This window comes from Streptomyces sp. NPDC044704, assembly GCF_056433525.1.
The window spans coordinates 19,718-37,442 of record NZ_JBWKGY010000019.1; the positions used below are offsets into that span (position 1 = coordinate 19,718).

Below are 17,725 nucleotides of genomic sequence, written 5' to 3' on the forward strand. Positions count from 1 at the left end.
TGCATCCGACGAAAATCGCACATATTTCGAACGGCCGGTTGGGCTCGGTCCCCCTGCGGCGGCCTCAGGGCCTCCTCATGCGGTCAGCGCGACCCCGGCCGCTGCGGTCCGGCCAGGGTGCCGGCTGGTTACGGGGTCTTGGCGGATCCGTTCGTACGCAGCGGGACAGCCGGGGCCTTGCCGAGGTCCACCACGGCGTTGCCCTGCTGTGCGGCGGCGGCCGATTCGCGGGCGAGGAAGGTGCCGAGTTCGCCGATGGTGCTCATGAGAGGTGCGGGGAAGACGACGGTGCTGTTCTTGTCCACTCCGATCTCCACCAGGCTCTGCAGATTGCGTAGTTGCAGGGCGAGCGGGTGAGCCATCATGGTGTCGGATGCGTCGCCGAGTGCTGCGGCAGCCATCGATTCACCCTCGGCACTGATGATCTTGGCCCTCTTTTCGCGTTCGGCTTCTGCCTGGCGGGCCATGGCGCGCTTCATGCTGTCGGGCAGCTGGATGTCCTTCAGCTCGACCAGCGTGACTTCCACGCCCCAGTCGGTGGTGGTGATGTCGAGGATCTCGCGGATGTCGATGTTGATGCGGTCGGTCTCCGACAGGGTTTCGTCGAGGGTGTGCTGGCCGACGACCTTCCGCAGGGTGGTCTGCGCGATCTGGTTGATGGCCGCGCCCACGTTCTCGACGGCGATGACCGACTTCACGGCGTCGACGACGCGGAAGTAGGCGACCGCGGAGACGTCGACGCTGACGTTGTCCCGGGTGATGATGCCCTGGGACTGGATGGGCATGGTGACGATCCGCAACGACACCCGGTGCAGGACATCCACGAACGGCACGATCAGCCGCAGACCCGGTTCCCGGGTGCCGATCAGCCGGCCGAACCGGAACAGCACCCCTTTCTCGTACTGCCTGACGATCTTGATGGCCATCGCCAGCCCCACCAGGGCCACCACGGCCACGACGATCAGAACGAAGATCCAAACTCCCACGGTACTGCTCCCCAGGATGAGACCACGTCACGCCCGCGAGGCCCCTCGGCGGCGGCTGCAAAGACAGGCGTCCTGCTGCGCCCGGAGGGCTGCACGGGTCCGGCGCAAGCATCGAGCCCTCCACCTCCCCAGCATCGCGCGGGCCCCCAGCGCTGGGCAGGGGCCGAACGGTCCACTGCCTTCATTGACCCCTCCGGCCCCGGGCCTTCCGGCCCAGACGAAACCGGGTCCAGCAGCCTGACCCGACTGGGCGACAACCTGGCTCTGGCCCTGTTCTCCCGAAGCTGCGACGAAGGCGGATGTCCGCGCTCAGCAGGTCCGGGTCGGTCGGCGCGGGGGGCGAGGCGCCGCGGCCGCACGGGGCCGGACCCCCACGTTGGGCCTGCGGTCCGCGGCTCCGATTGCTGCGTGGTGTCGGAGTCGTGCCAGTTTCCCCTACACCACGAAGGTCCCTGATCTTCCCGAGCGATCGGGGCCTTCGTGGTGTCGGAGCTGTGCCGTGCGGACCCGGAGTGGTGGGGCTGTCGGACCGGGGCCCAACCACGGTGCCGGCCCGACAGCCCGGGGAGCGCGGTGGCGAGCCGCCGCGGAAGTCTTGAGGTGGGGTCAGCGTCTGGGCCAGGGGTAGCGGGCGGGCGAGGATCGTCCACTCCTCATCCGCGCCGCCTGGTACCAGGCGGCCGGCACTTTCCCATTACTTGGCGAGCTCGGTGAAGATCGGCTTCAGTCCGGGGCGCAGAACCGTTTCGCTCCTGGGGTGGCCCACGCCATTGACGGGCGTGAGCCGCATCGTTGTGGCCATGCCGGGTTCAACGGCGGCGGGGCCGTTCGGGTCCGGCTGCCGATCAGCTGGCGGTCAGCGGCTGCTGGGGTACCTCGATCAGGTGTGGTTCGTCCGTGGCCAGCGCGGCTGTCACCGCCGCTGTCAGTCCGGCGAGGGTGTCGACGCGGGTGGCGGAAATGCCGTATGCGGAGGCGATGCCGGTGATGTCGATGCCGGGCAGTTCGAGGCCAGGCACGCCTGGCGCCTGCATGACCTGGGTGAATTTCTTGAGCGCCCCGTACTCGCCGTTGCGGGCGACGACGAAGACCACGGGGACGCGGTATCGGGCTGCCGTCCACAGCGCACTGACTGTGTAGTGCAGGGCGCCGTCACCGAGCATGGCCAGTACGCGGCGCGAGGGATCGCCCAGCTGGAGGCCGATGGCTGCCGGCAGGCCCCAGCCAAGGCCTCCGGATGCCGGAAAGTACAAGCTTCCCGGTCGTGAGATGTCGAAGCGGTCCCAGGTGGTGTCGACCGACGTCCATTCGTGGGCGAGAACGGTGCTCTCTTCCTTGGCCGCGTCGAGGGCGTCGACGATCGCCTCCGCGCTGAATGCCGGGCCGGCCTCGTTCAGGCGGCTGGTTCGTTCGAGTTGTGGTGGTGGCGGTCGGTGGCGGGCGGGGACGGTCTCGGCGAGGCGGGCCAGGGCGTCGGAGGGGTTGCCGACCAGGACCTGGCCGAACGGGGCTCGGGTGGCTTCGTCGGGATTGGAGGTCACGGCCCACAGCTCGGTGCCTGGAGGCAGGTAGTCGCCTTCCTCGAATTCGTGGTAGCGGAAGATCGCCGCGCCGAAGGCGACCACGAGATCGTGTCCGTCGAAGTGGCGTGCGACCCCGGGGATGTGCGAGGGCAGGACACCGCGATAGGCGGGGTGCCGGGTGGGAAAAGGGCAGCGGGACGGGCTCGGCGCCACGAATACGGGAAGGGCGAGCCGGTCGGCGAGCCGACAGGCTCCGTCCCATCCGGTGGCGTCGTCGATGCCGGGCCCGACGACCATGACCGGGTTGGCCGCGCCGGTGAGCCGGCGGCGCAGTAGGTCGAGGGCAAGTTCGGAGACGACCGGGTCGCCTTGCACGGTGCGGGCCTTGAGGTGCTTCAGTGCGCCGGGATCCGCCTGGTGATCCCAGTCGTCCAGGGGCAGCGAGAGGTAGACGGGGCCGGCGGGGGCGGATCCTGCCAGCAGGATGCCCTGCGAGAGCGCCTGGGGTACGTCCTCGGGGCGCAGGGGTTCGCAGCTCCATTTCACCAGCGGGTCGGCCAGTGCCGTGGCGTCGACGTTTGTGAGCAGCGCGTTCAGGGCGGTGTAGCGTCGGGCCTGCTGTCCGGAGGTGACGACCACGGGCACGTGGCCGGACTGGGTGTTGGTCAAGTTCCCCATGGCGTTGCCGGTGCCGGCCGCGGCGTGCAGGTTGACCAATGAGGGTCGGCCGGTCGCCAGGGCGTAGCCGTCCGCCATCGCGATCGCCGCGCCCTCGTGCAGTGCGAGGACGTAGCGGAAGTCGTCGGGGAAGTCACGCAGCAGCGGCAGCTCGTTCGAGCCGGGATTGCCGAAGACGGTGGTGATGCCGTGGCTCCGGAGCACCTCGAAAAACGCGTCGCGTACCTTCACGCCACTTTCCTCTCCCGCGGTACGGAGCACAGTGCGTGCCCGGCATGATCAGCTGCCCGGGGTGGAACTGTCGGCGTCATCGGCGGCATCCCCTCCCGCCCAGAGCGCTCGCATGTCCCGCAGCACCCAGGTGAGTGCCTCGTCGGGGATCAGGTAGCCGCCGATGCCGCTGCTGTGCAGCATGTCGTAGATCCGTCCGGATACGTCGGCCAGTCGGGCGGCCGGGTTGACGCCCGGCTCGGGGGGAGCCGGGATGACCGCGGTGATCGTGTCCGCTCGTTGCTCGATGACCTCGATGCGGTACGCGCCGTCGACGACGGAGCCGAAGTAGGCGGCGAGCGCCGCCTTGGGGTCGGCCAGCAGCGCTGCCCTCATCGCCGGGTCGGTGCTGAGCAGCCGGTAGTGCTCGGTGAAACGATCGGCACCGCTCATCGGCCCTCCCCGCCGCCACGATTGCGGTACTGCTCGCGCATCCCCAGCAGTGCCGTCTTCGCGTCCTGGGGCAGGATCCAGACGAACTGGTCGCCGCTGCGCCACAAGTCCATCTGGTTCACGACGTTCTCGCCGCCGACGTCGTCGGAGGATACGGGCGGGATGACGAGGTACAGCGTGTCCGGACGCTGGAGTTTCACGTCGAACCGCAGGGCGGGAGGTACGTCGATGCCGAGCCGGGTCAACGCCGCGCCGGGGTTTTCGGTCACTGCGGGATCGCTCCAGGCGAGCATGGTCAGGGCTTGCTCAAGGTCGAGGCTGCCCGGGCCGTCGGAGCCGGCGTTCTCATCAGGCTCATCCTTCACGAGTTCACGCCCTCTTCCTGGGTGCCCCGGACGGGCTGCCCGGCCACGGACAGCACGAGCCTCGACGACGAATGGACGGTGTTGCGGCTGCTCGTGCCGACGGGCGCATGGCGGAATCCCATGATGGCCGGGGTGCTGTCGTCCTGGTCATCGCTGGTGACCACGAGCCGGATGCGATGCCCGGTGGTGAACCTCCGGGCGTTGGTGACGAGCGGGATCCGATAGGTGGTGACCGAACCCGGGACGACGATCTCGGGTTCACGGCAGGGGAGTCCCGGCGGCCTGGCCGGGTCGGCGTCAGGATCGGTGCGGCGCAGACTGGCCCGGAGCCATCCGGCGGTGACGTAGACGGCGGTGTCGTCGGGTGCTACGTCCTGGAGGGTGACGACCCATGCCGTGTCGGTGGCGGTGGCGGCGGCGTGGAGCTCGACTTCGAAATCCCCGGCGGCGTCGAGCGTCTCGGTCAGCGGCTCGCTGGTCCATGCCAGTTGGGTGGGAGGGTCGGTGTCGCTCGACCACGACCGACCGAGCCCCGCGCCGAGCACCATGAACGAACGCTCGCCCTGACTGTCCTGTTCGTCGCCGAGCGTGCCGTCGGCACGCAGGCTCCATTCGCGTTGCTCAGTTCCCTCGGGGGGCCAGGTATCGCTTGTGCGCCACTCGTCGGCGCCGGGCATCCAGTACCGGATCGCGGGGCCGTCGAGGATGCCCGTGTCGTGATTCTTCAGCCAGTGGTCGAACCAGGCGAGTGCCTCGATGTGGAGGCTCTCCCACGGCCAGGTGAGTCCGAACTCGCCGAGCATCGCGACCCGGACGACCGGAGCGCCGGTCAGCGCCCGCATGGCGCGGAACGTGGAGGGGAGGTGGAGCGGGACGTTCTGCCAGTCGCAGCCGAGATAGGTGGGGACCTCGACTCGGTCGAGGAGCGGCAGGAGGTTTCGTTCGTCCCACCACGCGTCACGCAGCGGGTGCTCGACCGCCATGGCGCGCCACAAGTCGTCCCACGGGTGCGGATCGTGGTGGAGCTTGAGCGCGGCACGCAGGAGCGTGACCGACGACTCGCCGTTCATCGTGGCGAACTTCTTGTGCAGCGGCGCCGCACGCAGAACGTCTCGGGCCGCATCGATCAGCCGGTTGCGCCAGAACCGGTCGCTGCGAGCCGAGGTGAGCCCCACCATGGCGAGAAAGGGCGTCACGAAGCTTGAGCTGAACAGCCCGTGGTGCATAGCTGCTTCGTACAGGTCGGTAGTGACAGCCACCGGGAAGATCGCCCGCAGGTGCGCGGGGCGCTCGACGGCCGCCTCCAGTTGGGCCATGGCGAAGTAGCTGATGCCGATCATTCCGACATTGCCGTCGCACCACGGCTGCTCCGCCGCCCACTCGACCAAGTCGTGCAGGTCACGACGCTCCTGAGCGTCGAAGAACCCGAACGTCCCCCCGGATCCCCCACTCCCCCGCAGGTTGGCGATCACGTGCACGTAGCCGCGCGGCACCCAGAAATCGGACGCACCGGCCTCGATGAAGCCCATCGGCGCGCCCAGGTCCTGGATCTGACGCGGATACGGTGACGCCGCGATCAGTACGGGAAACCGCCCGTCGCTGTCCGGTCGATGCACGTCGGCCAGCAACTCGATACCGTCGCGCATCCCCACGGTGACGTCCCGGTCGCACCGCATGCCGTGCACCGGCTCCGACAGATTGCGGTACTCGCGGCCCGTCGTCTGTGGACCGTTCAGGCGGCGCTGACCCGCTTCGACTCCTGCCACCCTGGACACGCGCTTCCTTCCCTGTTCTGTCGATGCGGTGAGGGCACCCGATCGAAGACTAACAGGGCATATCCGGCGATTCAGACATTTCGGCCTTGGGGGTCAATGGGGCAGCCAGGATCGGTGAGATTGATCTTGAAGGGCCTTGGGGTAGCGGTACAGCGGTTAACGCTACGCCGGTGATCTTGGGATCGGGGCAGGTCGTGGGCGGGACTACCGCAGCTCGGCGTTCGGTTGGGGCTGAGCCTGGAGCCGTTCGCGGAGGTCGATCTCCTCGGGGGTGAGCGGGTCCTCGGGCCGGCGGATGCGTACGGGCGTGGGCCGCGGCGGCAGGCCGTCGTCGGCCGCGGCTTGCTCGGCTTCCGCGAGCGCCCGGTAGAGCGAGGCGACCGACGGAGACTTGCCCGCGTTCTTCCCGGTCTTGATGGTCAGCTTCTTCGCGATCTCGGGGACGGGACGCCCTTGCCCTTGAGCGCGACGGCGAAGAACATGGCGCCCATGCCGTTGGGGTCGTAGATCCCTGAGAGCGGGCCGGTGAGGAGTTCGAGCTGGATGCCGCCGGCCTGGAGCTCGGCGGACAGAACATCAGCTCGGCCGCGTTTCTGGCGAGGCGCTTGAGCTCGTGGACGGTGAGGATGACGGACGTCTCGGGGGCGGCCTCCTTGAACTGGTGGGCCAGGGTGAGCGCCTTCTCCAGCTCGGGCCGGATCTTCACCCGGGTGCTGATCTGCTCCTGGAAGACCTTGTGGCACTGGGCGCGGTGGAGGGCTTCGAGCTGGCTCGCCAGCTCCTGCCGGGGGGGCGACGTCCTGGCGTACCCGATGCGGACTGGGCGCTCCGTGACTGGCGGTCCGGGCGACCGCCACCGCAGCGTGAACGATTCACCACACGCCCGGACACCACGACAGGGCCATACGGAACAAGATCCCCGACTGATCCGCCAGGGACGCTCTGCCGGCGGCTACGTGTTCCCCAATGTCTGGACGAGGGCTTCGAGGCCGACCCCGGCGGCTACCACCAGCCGCCGGGGGAACGCCAGATCGGGGTGGACCGGCCGGTGACCTTCCGGTGCGCGAGGGCACCGAGGACGTACCAGTCCTTCAGGGACCACCAGAGGATCCACGCCTCGGCTACCAGCAAGTAGCCACACAGCTTGACCATTCCAACGAGGAGGACGGCAGCACCACCACCACCGCCTCGGCTGCGGCCTCCGAAGAGGGGGATGGAGCCGCCGACGGACAGCGGATCGGGCAACGGGACGGACCAACGCAGACGCACGATGTTCTCCTGACGTTGCGGCACTGGGGCGGTCTAGCCACACCGACATGTACAACGAGGCAGGGGTTCGGGCCGACGGCTGGATGACGGGCCTGCGGCGCGGATACCGAGGGCTCGTGTATTTGATGCCTCCGTGAAGATCGGCACCCAGAGCTGCAGGACACTTCCCCGCAATTGAACGATCACCATCACGGCGCCCCCGCGTCGAGGACTACCTGGACAGCCTCCCGGATGTCGAGGACCGCCACACCGTCGATCTTCTCGATGCCGCCTGTTCCGAAGCGAACCCACAGCGGATAGGCGCCGGCGTCGCGGGCGAAGGTCAGCTTCTGCGCGGAGGCGGAGTTGGGGCGGGAATGAACCCTGCACGGGCTGGGCCCGGGGCGAGCGGTTCTCCCATCGCGGAGACGTCCCCGACAGCCCCGGCTGGAGCGACGAGCAGAAGGCGACCGTCGACCGGATGTGGGCCGAGATCCGGGAACTGTCGATCGCGGTCGTCGACCACCCCCACTGGGCGACGGTGGCCCGCGAGGAGGTGGTGGACGCGCGGATGCGACTGAAGAAGCAGACCTGCCCGATCGCACTCGGCGACGTGACCGAGGCGGCGTAACCCAGCCATGCAGGACCCTCTCCTGCCCCTGCCCCCGGCGCTGGACCAGCTCCTGGTCATACGCCGCTGGCTGCAGCTCGCCCTGGCCCGCGTCGACGAGCGCATCGGCGCCGTGCGGGCCATCGAGGAAGAGCGGGCCCGCCGCCGGCCGCTACCGGAGCCGCCGCGGTGGTGGATCGAGTACGGCATCGGCGTCTCCCGTCGCTCCGAACGCGTCCACACCGGCGCATGCCGCGTGACCAACCGCGGCAAGCCGACCACCCGGGAGGCCGTTATGAAGGTCCTGCGGACCGTGCCCTCGGTCATCGCGTGCCCACTGGGCCGCCCCGACAGCGAGCTCGGCCTGCTGGACAGCTGAGTCGACGGCCCGACGCCGAATGACGATCCGGGCCCGTGCCTACCGAGGCGTGAGCCGGTGCGGCACTACTGGCTGGCCCCGCGCGGCGCGGTCAGGATCACGTCTGTGTGGATGTGGGGTTGTCGGACGCGACTCGGTCGTCCAGCCAGATGACAGCGGAGGGATCGCCCTGGCCCCGGGCGGCCGCTAGGTTTTCGAGGGCCTCGGAGATGGCCCGGCCTACTCGTCGGCCAATGCCCTGTTCCAGGTCGGTGTGGAGGACGCTTTGTGCCTCGAAGCACCAGTCGAAGAGCGCGGCGAGGGATCCGCCCCCGAGGGGAACGGTGACGATGCCGTCGGCGCTGGTGACGATCTCGTCGCCAGTTGCCGGGCGAAACGCCTCCGGCCGCGTCCTGATGCTGCTCTTGCCGTGGTGCCCCTTCGCCTCGTCGTGCAGGTAGTCCCAGGTGGTGGTGTGGCAGCGGACGCGAATCACACCGACGCCGGCCGCCTTCGCCACCTCGTCGATGCGGTTGCGGTGTCCGGGCCAGACGGCCGGCTCAGCTTGAGCGGGGACGCTCCCGGTGTCGCCGTTGGCGCGCCGCTTGCTCAGAATGCCCACGAGGTCTCTCCTTCGAGGTTCGATCACCCTGTGACCGTGTGTTGCCGGTTGATCACTGTGTCCGATGACCGTACGACGAGGCCGATCATCGGTGGAGGGATTTCGAGAACGCAGTCCGACATCTCAGAGCGGCCTGGGCAGGCGGGTGGGTCCCCCGCTTTCAAGCGCCGGCCGGTCCTTCGGAGCCCCATCGCCGGGTTGGGGCATGAGTCATCCGGCCAGGGCAACGTTTTTGAGCCTGTGTCACTAAACCCCTTGTGTGCGGAAACCGCACACCCGAAGCCCAGGAACAAGGCGCCACGGAAGAACAGCTCCTGGCCATCGCCGCCGAGGGATTCCAGGAGATCTACTTCAAGGACCGCGGCCGCCGCGCCAGCGGGCTTCTGGTCGAGTTCACTGACGTCAACCACATCGATGTCCAGCTGTGAGTGACTCTCACGACCCGTCCTGAACTGCAGGTTCGGGCTCTCCTCTTCACTGTTCAGCCCCAGAAAGGAACTTTGGCCAAGAAGCAGGCACATAAGGGTGGTTGGATGGCAGATGCCGCGCTCCCGGTGACGTGCGTTGCCCGCCGTTGCCGGGGTGCGGCCAGACAGGAGGCAACCGGTGAGTGACCGGAGTTCGATCGAGTGGACCGAGGCGACCTGGAACCCGACGACGGGCTGTGACCGCGTCTCCTCGGGCTGCGACAACTGCTACGCCCTGACCTTGGCGAAGCGGTTGAAGGCCATGGGAGCGGCCAAGTACCAGAACGACGGTGATCCGCGGACCTCAGGGCCCGGCTTCGACCTCACGGTTCATCCGGATGCCCTGGATGTTCCGTACGGGTGGAAGAGCCCGCGTACGGTGTTCGTGAACTCCATGTCGGACCTCTTTCACGCCCGGGTGCCGCTGGACTTCGTACGCCGTGTCTTTGAGGTCATGGCGGACACCCCTCAGCACACGTACCAGGTCCTCACCAAGCGGGCCCGCCGACTGCGGCAGGTCGCGGATCGCCTGGAGTGGCCGGCCAACGTGTGGATGGGCGTGTCGGTGGAGACCGCGAAGGAGCTTCCGAGAGTCGACGACCTGCGTCAGGTGCCTGCCGCGGTCCGGTTCCTCTCCTGCGAGCCTCTGCTGGGCCCGCTCGACGGCCTGCGGCTCGACGGCATCCACTGGGTGATCGCCGGCGGTGAGTCAGGGCCTCGCCACCGGCCGATGGACCCCGCCTGGGCCGCCCAGATCCGCGATCTGTGCATTGAGGAGCAGGTTGCGTTCTTCTTCAAGCAGTGGGGCGGCCACACACCCAAGGCCGGCGGACGATCCCTGGATGGACGGACCTGGGACCAGATGCCGATCCCCGCCGCCGTCTGAGCCGCCTGATCCGGTTTCGGCAATACCGATACACACCGGGTTCACCCACCGCAAACTTGTCCCAGACATTCTGAGATGAGGGGCGGAATCTTGGAAGAACCCGATGAAGCGGTGCTCGAAAACGCCGTACTCGACCTGAGCGGTGAGACCGCCGGTGAACACGCCACCGACGTCGCCAGCCCCTTCTTCGTCAGCAAGAAGGCCGCAGCCGTCCTCAAGCACGCGCTCCTCGACAAGTACGTGGTCCCCTTCGCCAGCAAGGTCGGCAAGTACGCCCCGGACGGCCGAGTCGTCTACCTGGACGGCTATGCCGGCCCCGGCCGGTACGACGACGGCACCCCCGGGTCACCAGCCCTCATCCTCGAGTCCGCCGCCGCTATCTCGGACTTCCGCAAGCTCGACTGCTACTTCATCGAGAAGAACCGCAAGAACTACCAGTCCCTGTCGGCGCTCGTCACAGAAGCCCGCGAGCAGGGACTCTCAGCCCACGCCCTGCAGGGCCGCGCCGAAAGGCACCTGGACCACGTCCTGGAAGCAGCTCAGGGCTCACCGCTGTTCGCCTTCCTCGACCCCTTCGGGCTCGGCATCACCTTCGAGGCCCTCACACAGCAGATCTTCGGAAGCCGTCGCGCAGGAGGCCAGCCCACCGAAGTCCTCCTGAACTTCAACGCCAACGCCGTACGCCGCATCGGTGGCCTGCTCACCAGCAAGAAAGACACCCCTGGCAAGCCGGCGACCCTCAAGGCGCTAGACAATGCCTGTGGCGGAGACTGGTGGCAGCAGGAGTTCCTCGACTCCCATACCAACCCTGAGGCCGTCGACCGCATCACCCGCGGCTTCGCCCGACGGGTCAGCCAATTCGTCGGTGCCGGCGCCTACACCGTAGAGGTCCGCAACCGGGCGAACCTCCAGGTCGCCTACAACCTGGTGCTCTTCACCCGTCACAGGGACGGCCTCTGGCTCTTCGGAGAAGCAGCCAGCCGCGCCCAGGTGGAATGGCGCCGCGCCTGCCTCCCACCGGATACCGCCGACATGCTCTTCAGCCCGGCTGACACCTTCGACGAGGAGGAAGAGGTCCGCCGCCTCGAATGGATCAAGACGATCCGCGGCAACCTGGAGGACCTCCTTCACAAGCACGGCAGTTTCGTCGTGGGCGACCGCCAAGGCGAAGTTCTGGCCGGGGTGATCGGCGAAGCCCGGGAGATGCACGTCCGCGCAGCCATCAAGGAGCTCTACAAGAAGGGCAAGACCAGCTGCACAGGGGTAGGTGACGTACGGAAGCTACGCGTGTCGAGAGCACGCTGAGCCGCAGGCATCACCCAGAAGCCCGCCACACATCAGGGTCTCGAACCGTGCCTGCGTCGGGGCCCTAGGTACACCGCGCGCGATCAGCCGACGGCCCGCACCCGATGCCTTCCGCCACCCGATCGGGGGAACGATTCCGTGTGGGTGACAGGCGGCTACCTCCTGTGGGTGACGCGTTGTCAGTGCCCGTTCGTAGCGTCCGGCCGTGACGATTCCACCGCCTGCGGGCGGTGCCTCCTCAAGGCGGTGACCTTCGAATGAGCCTCACCACCGGACTGCATAGTCCCCGAACTCCGCTGCGCCGGTTTTTGGACCGCGAACTGTCAGCCGGCCCACGGCCGCTGCGCGAGTCCTTCCGCACCCAGCACCAAACCGCCCACCTTCTGCTGCCCTGTCCCGGCGTCGGCACCGAGGCCGGCAACGTCGGCACCGCAATCGACCAGCGACTGCGCCTTGCCTTCACGACGGCCGCACCCGTGGACGTGGCCACGGAGGCCGGGATCGACCTCACCGGCGGCATCGGCCGGGGAGCGGGGCTGCGGATGCGCGCGGTCGGCAACGAGCTCGCCGCGCGCCTGGCCGAGACCGTGCACCGCCTCGACCTCGACAACCGCGCGTTGTCTATGGACCGCGCCCACGACGAGGAGGAGAACCTGGCCCGCATGCTGCTCGCCGCCGCCTGGTACCAGGTCATGGCCCGCAACCCGTACGGATTCACCTACACCCCGCTATACCTCACCGCCCTGGAGGACCCCGGCGGCTACACCTCGACCGCCTCCTGCAGCTTCCCCACCAGGACATGGTCGACGACGTCGTTCACCAGCTCTACCTGGCCACCACCAGCCCTTTGGAGGCCCTGCGCGCCCGTACCCGCCGCCAGGACTGCACCGGCGGGCCCACCTTCCCTGGCGCCGGCATCGCCCACAGGACGCGGGAACGAGAGGAGGCGAGCCGGTTGGCTTTGTCCACGAGAACGGGGTTCTGGCACAGACCTTGGGGAGTCGTCACGGAGGGTGACGTGTCGTTCGATTGGGGTCGCGGGTCCGGGTCCCGTCAGCGGTCCCGGATTCTGGTCCACCACCAGCCGAACACCGCCAACTCGATGTTATTGGGGTCGGGCAGGGTGCGGCGCTCGAGTTCCTCATCGATGCGTGTGATCAGTCGGCCCAAGTCTCGTTGTGCTCCGGGAGGAAGGTGCCGCATCGCCCACTCGAGGTCATCACGGGCATCTCCCACCCCGGGCGATTCGAACTCGGAGGCGTCCAGGTAGCGTCCCGGCTGCTTAAGGGCTCGCTCGAAACACGAGAGCGCATTGGCGCCCGCGTTGGGCCACATCTCCTGGTCTTCGACGCGGCGGATCGCTGCACGAGTCCGCGCGGAGACACCGCGGACTCTCAGGACCGAACACTGCCATCGTGGCCGCCACCGCTCTGCGCGGACGGCCTTGGGACGCCTACGCGGCATCGCCCTTTCGGATCAACATGAGGCCATCCTGCCACGGGTGGGCAGCTGCTCGCGCAGTGTTACTGGAGCAGGATCATCTTGCGGAGGAGTTCGAATCCGGCGCGGCCGTAGAGCTGGCGCTTGATCTTCTTGATGCGGTTGACGGCGCCCTCGATGCTGCCCGAGCTCCAGTCGAGAGTGAGGCCGGCGGTCACGGCGTGGAGGTCTCGGAGCAGGTGGAGCGCGAAGCCGGTGAGGCCGGGGAGCTGGCTGGCGTCGACTGCGTCGATCCAGGTGGGGGTGTGGCGCCGAGGCGGTCGGTGAGGATCTCGCCGAAGTCGCGGACGTGTCCGGCGGCTGTGTCCAGTTCGGGGCAGCGGGCCAGGACATTTTTCAGGCCGGCCCGGTCTTCCTCGCTCAGCGCGGTGGGGTGTCGGGTGAGCCAGCCGGTCACCTGACGCACCGTCGGAGGTCGGGGTGGCGTGCCGGCGGGAGTCCCGCGGAGGGTGGCGATGTGGGCGCGGACCATCTGGTAGGTAACGGGCGCGTTGTCGGCGACGAGTTCGCTGTGGAGCTGGGTGACGCTGGTGCATCCCTCAGCGAAGCGTCGCTCCAGGTAGGGCTTGTAGGGGTCCAGTCTGCTGGGCCGGGGCCGGTTCTCGCGGAAGGTGTCCTGCCAGTGTGCTGCGTTCGCGTACCGGAGCACGGTGTTGAGGCCCCAGCCCAAGTGTCGGGCGATCGCCCGGCGTGAGTGACCTTGAGCGAGGAGCTCGTGGACCAAGGCGTGAGCGGCCTTCTTCCGCTCGGCGCGCCGGCCGGCAGGCTCCGCGTCGTCCTGCGGCTGACCGGGAGCCGGTCGGGTGTCCTGCGGCGGGATGTCGCTGGGCGAGGGCCCACGTAGGCAGTCGCGGTGGGCGGCGACGCAGGTCTCCACAGCCCGGCCGAGGCCCTGCCACAGGTGAAACCGGTCGGCGACCTGCAGAGCGTCGGGGCACCGCGGCGGGCGCCTTCGGCGTAGGGGCCCGGTCCCGGCAGATGATCTCCACGCCTGGGTGACGGACAAGCCAGGCGGCCAGTGGTCCGGCTTCACGGGTCGGGAGCACATCGACCACGCGGTGGTCTTCGACGCTGGTCAAGACCGTGGAGTAGGTCTGGCCGCGACGGATCGCGAAGTCGTCCACACCCAGCACACGCGGCGTGCTGAACGCGGGATCGGGCAATGCCATGACCCTGCGCAACAAGGTCATCCGGCCAGCTCCGAAGCCCAGCTGGGCCGCCAGCCGGGCGCCGGCCCGCCCGGCCAGCGCGAGCCCTACCCGTTCCAGGGCGCGGTTGAGCCGTGTGGTGAACCGTGCGTGCGGGACGGTCAGCCGGGAGAACGGCTCGGCGAACGTCCGGCGCGGGCAGTCCGCCGCTCCGCAGATGAAGCGTCGCACCGTCAGCCGGATCACGAAGCCCTGCTCGGTGAGTGGAAGGTCCCTCAGCCTGCGCTGGTATCGGTCGTGGACCCGGCCCGAGAACCGGCCACAGTCCGGACACGCAGCCCCGGCCGCGCGGCCTCTCGCCATCACCTCGACCGTGCCGAACGCGGCCGTAACCGCCTCGACATCCAGCTCGTCGATCCCCTCGAACACCAGTGAGCCCCAGAACGGTGTATCGGTCTGCATGACCAGCACCATCACCGTCCACAACCGACCGCAGCAGCGATCGGCAGACACCTGAGGGAGCGTCAATTCTGTCTGCGGGACGACAAGGCGTACGCCGTCTCACAAGAACCCGTCTCCTCGCAACCGAACGTCGAGGTAGCGCTCCGTGACGACTCCCCAAGATCTGTGCCAGAACCGGGTTTCGGGATCATCTGATGCTGAGCCTCGTCCACTCTGTCTTCAGTTCTGATCTGCCAGCCGTAGGCTGCGTAGGTGACCCAGTCGCCGGCGGCGGCTCGCTGCCATTTCACGGCGACGGCGATGTCGATGCCGAGGGTGCGGGCGAGGACTGCGGCGGGTAGTTCGGTCGCGAGCTGGAACAGCGAAGCATCACCGGGGCCGGTCCCAGCGGCCCGGCTGCGTGCTGTGGCTCATCGGGCTGGTGTGCCTGGCTGAACCGGTCAGCTCAGCCGGGTTCTTCTGGCGCGTTTCCAGGGCGGCGCACCTCCCAGCGGGAGATGCCGCCGTGCTCCTCGGCGACGTACAGCGTGCCGTCCGGGGCGAAAGCCAGACCGTGGGGTTCGCGGTCGGGGGCCGCTAGGGGGTGCTCGGTGAGCTTGCCGTCCGGGGTGACGGAGCCGATCCGGCCGGTGCCCCACTCGGTGAACCAGCAGGTCCCGTCCGGGGCGACCGCGACGGCGTGGGGGCGGCAGTCGGCCTCCGGCAGCGCGAACTCGGCGAACTCCACGCCTGCTGTCTCGCCGGTCGTGAACCGCCCGATCCGGCCGGTGCCGATCTCGGCGAACCACAGGCTCCCGTCCGGGCCGACCGCGAGCCCGACCGGGGCGGCGCCGGGCGTGGGCAGGGGGTGGAGCCGGACCTCGCCGGAGACGGTGATCCGGCCGATGGCGTTCGCCTGGTTGAGGGTGAACCACAGGGCCCCGTCGTGTCCCGCAGTGAGGAAGGACGGGAATCCCCCCTCGCACGGCAGCGGGAACTCCACGATCCGGCCGTCTATGCCGATCCGGCCGATGCGGTCGGAGTTCGTGCAGGTGAACCACAAGGCGCCGTCGGGGCCGGCCGCGATCCCGTACGGGCCGCCCGCGCCGCCGGGCAGCTCGTACGAGCGGCTCTCGCCGTCCACCGTGATCCGGCCGATCCGGTGGTCGCGGTACCGGGTGAACCACAGCGCGCCGTCCGGTCCGGCGGTGATCAGGGTGGGGCCGCAGTCGGCGGAGTCCAGTACGAACTCCTCGACGCAGCCGGTCGACGGGGTGAGGCGGGCGATGCGCCCGGTGCGGACGAGGGTGCACCACAGCCGGCCGTCCGGTCCGACGGCGAGCGCGTACGGGCCGGAGTGCGGGGTGGGGAGGTCGAGGGTGCCCAGCGGGCTTACGGAGGTGGTCAAGTGGGGGCGTCCTATCGGTAGGGCGGGGAGGGGCGGGCCCGTTGTCACGGGCAGGCGGCGGCTGCGGCTGGTTCCGGTGCCGTGGCGCGCAGGGCAAGCCGGTCGCCCGACCAGCGGGCGCACAGCCGTCGGTCGTGGCTGACCACGACCACCGCGCCGGCGAACCGGGCCAAGGCCTCCTCCAGCTCCTCCGCCAGCGCGGGAGAGAGGTGGTTCGTGGGCTCGTCCAGCAGCAGGACGTCGACCGGTTCGGTGACCAGGCGGGCCAGGGCCAGCCGCTGCCGCTGTCCGACGGACAGGGAGCCGACGGGAGCGGACAGCCGGTCGCGGGCGAACAGGCCAAGTGAGAGCAGTTGTTCGGCGTGCTCCTCGGGGGTCCCGGGGCGGCCCTCGGCGTAGGCCGCGAGCAGCGTTCCGCGGCCCGTGCCGGCATCGGTGTGCTGGGCCAGCAGTCCGATCCGGCCGTGCCGTACGACCTGCCCGCGGTCGGGGGCCAGGGTGCCGGCCAGTACGTGCAGCAGGGTGCTCTTGCCCGCCCCGTTCGGGCCCGTGACCAGCAGTCGGCCGCCGACCGGCACGTTCACGTCCACCAGCGCGAGCCGCCCCTCGACCGCGACGCCCGCCGCGGCCAGCAGCACCCCTCGCGCGTCCCCGGAACCGGCGGGCGTTCCGGGGTCGGCGGCATCAGTGGCAGCGTTGCGCGGTACCGCGGTGAACCGCAGCGGGTCCGCGGGGGCCGGCACCGGCCGGGCCAACAGCCGGGCGAGGCGTTCCTCGGCGTTGCGGACCCGGCTCGCGAGGGACTGCTGGACCCGGCCGGCGGCGCGGTCGTATGCCATCTTGTTGCCGTCTTTCATGGCACGGCCGGGCGCCACCCGGCGGGCGGTGACGGCGGCGGCCGCGCGCAGCCGGGCCGCCTCGGCCCGCCAGGCGGTGTGGGCCTCGGCGCGGCGGCGCCGGTCGGCGGCGCGCTCGGCGAGGTAGCCGGCGTAGCCGTTGCCGTACCGCACGGTCCGGTGCAGGTCGCCATCGACGTCCAGGAGGGAGGTGGCGACGCGTTCCAGGAAGGCCCGGTCGTGGGAGACGGCGACCGTTATGCCGCGCCGGGCGCGCAGGTGGTCCTCCAGCCAGGTCAGGGCGGCGCCGTCGAGGTGGTTGGTGGGCTCGTCGAGGAGCAGCACCTCCGGGGCGGCGGCCAGCAGTACGGCGAGGCGTAGGCGTACGGCCTCGCCGCCGGACAGGCCGCCGACGGCGCACTCGCGAGGCAGGGCCGGCAGGCCGAGGCCGTGCAGGGAGCGCTCCACGCGGGCGTCGGCGTCGTACCCGCCGCGCAGTTCGAAGGCGGTGAGGGTGTCGGCGTACGCGCTGAGGGTCTTGGCGGTGGCGTCGCCGTCGGCCATACGGGCCTCCATCCGGCGCAGGTCCCGCTCCAGGGCACGCAGCTCGGCGAGGGCGCGGTCGACCACCTGCTGGACGGTCAGGTGCGGGGCGAGGTCCTCTTCTTGTGCGAGGTAGCCGACGCCGCCTTCGGCGTGCAGGACGACCTCGCCGCGGTCGGGGCGCTCGGACCCGGCCAACAACCGGAGCAGGGTGGACTTGCCGGAGCCGTTCTCGCCGACGATGCCGAGGCGTTCGCCGACGGGGACGGAGCAGTCGACGGAGTCGAGGACCAGGCGGCCGTTGTAGGACTTGGTGAGGTCAGATGCGGTGAGCTGTGCAGTCATGGGGCGGCTCCAGGGGTT

The 17,725-nt window shown here is 69.4% G+C and carries 18 protein-coding genes and 2 pseudogenes; 5 read left to right on the plus strand and 15 right to left on the minus strand.

The window, feature by feature from the left end:
* Positions 1-128 precede the first annotated feature (128 nt).
* The 7 genes from AC07B0_RS32260 to AC07B0_RS32290 form a co-directional block, all read right to left on the minus strand.
* A complete protein-coding gene (locus tag AC07B0_RS32260; protein ID WP_184792047.1) occupies positions 129-986 on the minus strand; it encodes a slipin family protein in 858 nt (285 codons plus the stop codon).
* 845 nt (positions 987-1,831) lie between these two features.
* Positions 1,832-3,418: a benzoylformate decarboxylase gene (mdlC, locus tag AC07B0_RS32265; RefSeq protein WP_478899540.1), complete on the minus strand. Its 1,587-nt coding sequence runs from the start codon at positions 3,416-3,418 to the stop codon at positions 1,832-1,834.
* Between the two features lie 48 nt (positions 3,419-3,466).
* Positions 3,467-3,850 (minus strand): hypothetical protein, encoded by a 384-nt coding sequence (locus AC07B0_RS32270; RefSeq protein WP_478899542.1) that lies wholly within the window; start codon positions 3,848-3,850, stop codon positions 3,467-3,469.
* Entirely contained in the window at positions 3,847-4,215 is a 369-nt protein-coding gene (locus AC07B0_RS32275; protein ID WP_478899543.1) for a nitrile hydratase, read from the minus strand. Before AC07B0_RS32275 ends, AC07B0_RS32270 begins: the two co-directional genes overlap by 4 nt.
* A complete protein-coding gene (locus AC07B0_RS32280) occupies positions 4,212-5,981 on the minus strand; it encodes a CocE/NonD family hydrolase (protein ID WP_478899545.1) in 1,770 nt (589 codons plus the stop codon). Before AC07B0_RS32280 ends, AC07B0_RS32275 begins: the two co-directional genes overlap by 4 nt.
* A 58-nt stretch (positions 5,982-6,039) precedes the next feature.
* Positions 6,040-6,918 (minus strand): recombinase family protein, encoded by an 879-nt coding sequence (locus tag AC07B0_RS32285; RefSeq protein WP_478899663.1) that lies wholly within the window; start codon positions 6,916-6,918, stop codon positions 6,040-6,042.
* 74 nt (positions 6,919-6,992) lie between these two features.
* On the minus strand, positions 6,993-7,259 hold the full coding sequence (locus AC07B0_RS32290; RefSeq protein ID WP_478899547.1) for a hypothetical protein: 267 nt from the start codon (positions 7,257-7,259) through the stop codon (positions 6,993-6,995).
* A gap of 460 nt (positions 7,260-7,719) precedes the next feature.
* Here AC07B0_RS32290 and AC07B0_RS32295 point away from each other — a divergent pair, with 460 nt between their 5' ends.
* Complete coding sequence (locus AC07B0_RS32295; protein ID WP_478899548.1) at positions 7,720-7,869, plus strand: hypothetical protein; 150 nt, start codon at positions 7,720-7,722, stop codon at positions 7,867-7,869.
* A 7-nt stretch (positions 7,870-7,876) separates the two neighbouring features.
* The gene (locus tag AC07B0_RS32300; protein WP_478899549.1) at positions 7,877-8,227 is read left to right on the plus strand and encodes a DUF6233 domain-containing protein; all 351 of its coding nucleotides are present in this window, start codon (positions 7,877-7,879) and stop codon (positions 8,225-8,227) included.
* 97 nt (positions 8,228-8,324) lie between these two features.
* Here the strand turns inward: AC07B0_RS32300 and AC07B0_RS32305 are convergent, their stop codons facing one another.
* Positions 8,325-8,828, minus strand: coding sequence for a hypothetical protein (locus AC07B0_RS32305; RefSeq protein WP_478899551.1), 504 nt, complete (start codon positions 8,826-8,828; stop codon positions 8,325-8,327).
* A 257-nt stretch (positions 8,829-9,085) separates the two neighbouring features.
* Between AC07B0_RS32305 and AC07B0_RS32310 the strand changes: the two genes are divergently transcribed.
* From AC07B0_RS32310 to tcmP, 3 genes are all read left to right on the plus strand, one after another.
* Positions 9,086-9,256 (plus strand): hypothetical protein, encoded by a 171-nt coding sequence (locus AC07B0_RS32310; RefSeq protein WP_478899552.1) that lies wholly within the window; start codon positions 9,086-9,088, stop codon positions 9,254-9,256.
* 178 nt (positions 9,257-9,434) lie between these two features.
* Positions 9,435-10,181: a DUF5131 family protein gene (locus AC07B0_RS32315; protein ID WP_478899554.1), complete on the plus strand. Its 747-nt coding sequence runs from the start codon at positions 9,435-9,437 to the stop codon at positions 10,179-10,181.
* Positions 10,182-10,271: 90 nt separating this feature from the next.
* Positions 10,272-11,486 carry a three-Cys-motif partner protein TcmP gene (tcmP, locus tag AC07B0_RS32320; protein WP_478899556.1) on the plus strand — a complete coding sequence of 405 codons (1,215 nt, stop codon included), beginning with the start codon at positions 10,272-10,274 and terminating at the stop codon, positions 11,484-11,486.
* 323 nt (positions 11,487-11,809) lie between these two features.
* Here the strand turns inward: tcmP and AC07B0_RS32325 are convergent, their stop codons facing one another.
* The 7 genes and pseudogenes from AC07B0_RS32325 to AC07B0_RS32355 form a co-directional block, all read right to left on the minus strand.
* The gene (locus AC07B0_RS32325; protein WP_478899558.1) at positions 11,810-12,124 is read right to left on the minus strand and encodes a hypothetical protein; all 315 of its coding nucleotides are present in this window, start codon (positions 12,122-12,124) and stop codon (positions 11,810-11,812) included.
* Positions 12,125-13,009: 885 nt separating this feature from the next.
* Positions 13,010-13,219, minus strand: coding sequence for a hypothetical protein (locus AC07B0_RS32330; protein WP_478899665.1), 210 nt, complete (start codon positions 13,217-13,219; stop codon positions 13,010-13,012).
* A complete protein-coding gene (locus tag AC07B0_RS32335; protein ID WP_478899674.1) occupies positions 13,141-13,656 on the minus strand; it encodes a hypothetical protein in 516 nt (171 codons plus the stop codon). The genes AC07B0_RS32330 and AC07B0_RS32335 overlap by 79 nt, the downstream gene beginning before the upstream one ends.
* An 18-nt stretch (positions 13,657-13,674) precedes the next feature.
* Positions 13,675-14,034 (minus strand): annotated as a pseudogene (locus tag AC07B0_RS32340) (hypothetical protein); the annotation flags it as partial.
* A gap of 373 nt (positions 14,035-14,407) precedes the next feature.
* Positions 14,408-14,608: pseudogene (locus AC07B0_RS32345) on the minus strand (ISL3 family transposase); the annotation flags it as partial.
* A gap of 433 nt (positions 14,609-15,041) precedes the next feature.
* Positions 15,042-15,983: a Vgb family protein gene (locus AC07B0_RS32350; RefSeq protein ID WP_478899559.1), complete on the minus strand. Its 942-nt coding sequence runs from the start codon at positions 15,981-15,983 to the stop codon at positions 15,042-15,044.
* A gap of 44 nt (positions 15,984-16,027) precedes the next feature.
* The gene (locus tag AC07B0_RS32355; protein WP_478899561.1) at positions 16,028-17,707 is read right to left on the minus strand and encodes an ABC-F family ATP-binding cassette domain-containing protein; all 1,680 of its coding nucleotides are present in this window, start codon (positions 17,705-17,707) and stop codon (positions 16,028-16,030) included.
* Between the last annotated feature and the right edge of the window lie 18 nt (positions 17,708-17,725).

Excerpts from the sequence above, each read along its gene's own strand:
- AC07B0_RS32295 (WP_478899548.1), top strand. The coding sequence starts at position 7,720 with ATGTGGGCCGAGATCCGGGAACTGTCGATCGCGGTCGTCGACCACCCC.
- AC07B0_RS32300 (WP_478899549.1), top strand. The coding sequence starts at position 7,877 with ATGCAGGACCCTCTCCTGCCCCTGCCCCCGGCGCTGGACCAGCTCCTG.
- AC07B0_RS32355 (WP_478899561.1), bottom strand. The coding sequence starts at position 17,707 with ATGACTGCACAGCTCACCGCATCTGACCTCACCAAGTCCTACAACGGC.
- AC07B0_RS32270 (WP_478899542.1), bottom strand. The coding sequence starts at position 3,850 with ATGAGCGGTGCCGATCGTTTCACCGAGCACTACCGGCTGCTCAGCACC.